This is a genomic window from Brevundimonas sp., assembly GCF_032017145.1.
Lineage (GTDB): Bacteria > Pseudomonadota > Alphaproteobacteria > Caulobacterales > Caulobacteraceae > Brevundimonas.
This window is the reverse complement of sequence record NZ_DALZQC010000200.1, coordinates 1-2,528: the sequence shown is the minus strand read 5'-3', so window position 1 is coordinate 2,528 and position 2,528 is coordinate 1. Positions and strand designations below refer to the sequence as shown.

General features: G+C 70.4%; 2 protein-coding genes. Both read left to right on the top strand.

Features of this window, described 5'->3' with window-relative positions; genetic code table 11:
• Nucleotides 1–807, top strand: an 807-nt coding sequence (locus RTU05_RS17870; protein WP_312599632.1) for a WecB/TagA/CpsF family glycosyltransferase, incomplete at its 5' end; no start/stop codon positions are given.
• Between the two features lie 269 nt (nucleotides 808–1,076).
• A complete protein-coding gene (locus tag RTU05_RS17865) occupies nucleotides 1,077–2,408 on the top strand; it encodes an FAD/NAD(P)-binding protein (protein ID WP_312599631.1) in 1,332 nt (443 codons plus the stop codon).
• Nucleotides 2,409–2,528 lie beyond the last annotated feature (120 nt).

Sequence of the window (2,528 nt, the reverse complement as noted above, 5' to 3'; positions counted from 1 at the left end):
CGCCGCGCCCGGCCCCGCGCCCCCTTCCGCACGCGCCGCCGCGCCAGCGAGCGAGTGCGGCTGATGGGCCAGTGGGTCGATCTGGTCCGTCCCGAAGAGGTCCAGCACCATATCCAGCAGGCCGTGGCCGAGGGCCGCAAAAGCCTGATCGCCAACCACAATCTGCACAGCCTGCATCTGATGCAACGCACGCCGGGCCTGTCCGCCTTCTATGACCGGGCCGACATGGTGGAGGTCGATTCCACGCCCCTGATCGCCTTTTCGCGGCTGACGGGCCTGAACAGCCGGGGGTTCCACCGCTGCACCTATCTGGACTGGCGCGACCATTTCTGGAGCGTAGCCGCCCGCAACGGCTGGCGCGTCCTGTCGGTCGGGGGCGCGCCCGGCGTGGGCGAGACGGCGGCCCGCCGCCTGCGCGCCGCCTGGCCCGGCGCCGAGATCGTGGTCCATCACGGCTTCTTCGACGCCCGCTCCGGCTCGGCCGAAAACGCCGCTGTCCTTGCACTGATCGAGGACTTCCAGCCCCACGTCCTGTTCGTCGGCATGGGAATGCCGCGTCAGGAGCTTTGGATTGCCGACAACTACGACCGGCTGCCCGACTGCGTCGTCCTGTCGGTCGGGGCCGCCTTCGACTATGAAGCGGGCGTCCAGAGCGCGGCGCCGCGCTGGATGGGCCGGGCCGGGATCGAATGGGCTTACCGTCTGTTCCACGATCCCCGGCGTCTGTTCGTCCGCTACTGCATCGAGCCGTGGAGCCTGATCCCCTTGGCGCTAGCGGACCTGCGCGCGGGTCGGCGTCGTCGCTGATCGCCCCCAATCGTCATTCCGGGGCTGAGCGCAGCAAAGAACCCGGAACCCAGGGCTACGGTCGCGCTGCTGAACGCATTTGACGCCGGATTTCCGCCTCCTGGGTTCCGGGTTCGTCCTTCGGACGCCCCGGAATGACGGCTACAACGCTGGCCGTCGATTGAAGCGCGGCGACCATATTCCTACTGGTCAGATAGATATTTATCGCCATGATCGGAGTCCCTCGCCGTGTGCTATCGACACGGCGTCGAAACCAGGACGGAGCGCGCATGTCACAGCGAAACGGGCCGCAGATCGCCATTGTGGGCGCGGGGTTCAGCGGCCTGCTGACGGCCGTGAACCTGCTGCGGGCCTCGCCCTCTGTGCGGGTGACCCTGATCGAGCGGCGCGGCGTGTTCGGCCCCGGCACGGCCTATGACACCGGCAATCCCCAGCATCTGCTGAACGTGCGCCTGGACAATATGAGCGCCTTTCCCGACCGGCCGGGGCATCTGGCCGACTGGCTGGCGGAACAGCCGTCGTGGCGCGCCCAGGACGGCTTCATCACCCGCGGCGTCTATGGCGACTATCTGCAATCCCTGCTGGACGCGACGCTGGAGGATGCGCCCGAGCGCCTGACCCTGATCGGCGCCGAGGCCCGCGCGCTGGATCGCCGCGACGACGGCTGGCGCATCGGAACCTCGGACGGCGAGATCGTCGTGGACCAGGTCGTGCTGGCGCTGGGCAATCTGGAGCCGGCCTCGCCGCCGGGCGTGGACGCGGCCGTCCGCGCCTCGTCCGCCTATGTCGAGAACCCCTGGCGGCTGGACCCGGCCTCGGCCCAGACGGCGCGCAATGTGCTTCTGATCGGGTCGGGCCTGACCATGGTGGATGCGGCCCTGACGCTGCGGCGGCCGGGGCGGCGGTTCACCGCCCTGTCGCGCCACGGCCTTCTGCCCCGCGCCCATGCCGTCGCGCCCCCCGCCCCCTTCGAGGGCGACTTCTCGGGCGGCCCGGCCCAGGTCCTGCGCCAGGTGCGAAAGGCGACCGATCAGGCCGACTGGCGCGCCGTGTTCGACCGGCTGCGCCATTCGGCCCGCGCCCTGTGGCGGGGCTGGTCGGCGGTCGAGCGGCGGCGGTTCCTGCGCCATCTGCGCCCCCTGTGGGACGTGCATCGCCACCGCCTGTCGCCCGGCTCGGCGCGCGACATCCATTCCATGCTGGCGGGCGGCGAACTGACGGTCCTGGCCGGCAAGCTGACGGAACTGAAGGCCGCCGACGTCATCGAGGTCGCCTGGCGCCCGCGCGGCCGCCGCCGCCCCATCCGCGACCGGTTCGACCTGGTGGTCAACTGCACCGGCCCGCTGGGCTCCATCGGTCACAGCATGGAGCCGATGATCCGCGACATCCTGCAGAAGGGCCATGGCCGGCCCGATCCCCTGGGCCTGGGGCTTCAGGTCGACGACGACGGCCGCCTGCTGGACGCCGACGGCCATCCGGCCCAGGGCCTGCACGCCATCGGCCCCCTGACGCGCGGCGCCTTCTGGGAGATGACCGCCGTCCCCGACCTGCGCGGCCAGGCCCGCGACCTGGCGACGCGGATATTGGCCGATCGGGCCTGATCTCCATCGTCATTCCGGGGCGCCCATGGGGCGAACCCGCAACTCAGGAGGCTTCCCCCACCGCTCGTCATCCTAGGTTCTGTGGACACTTATCGCATCCATAAGATGGTTGCGGCGAGG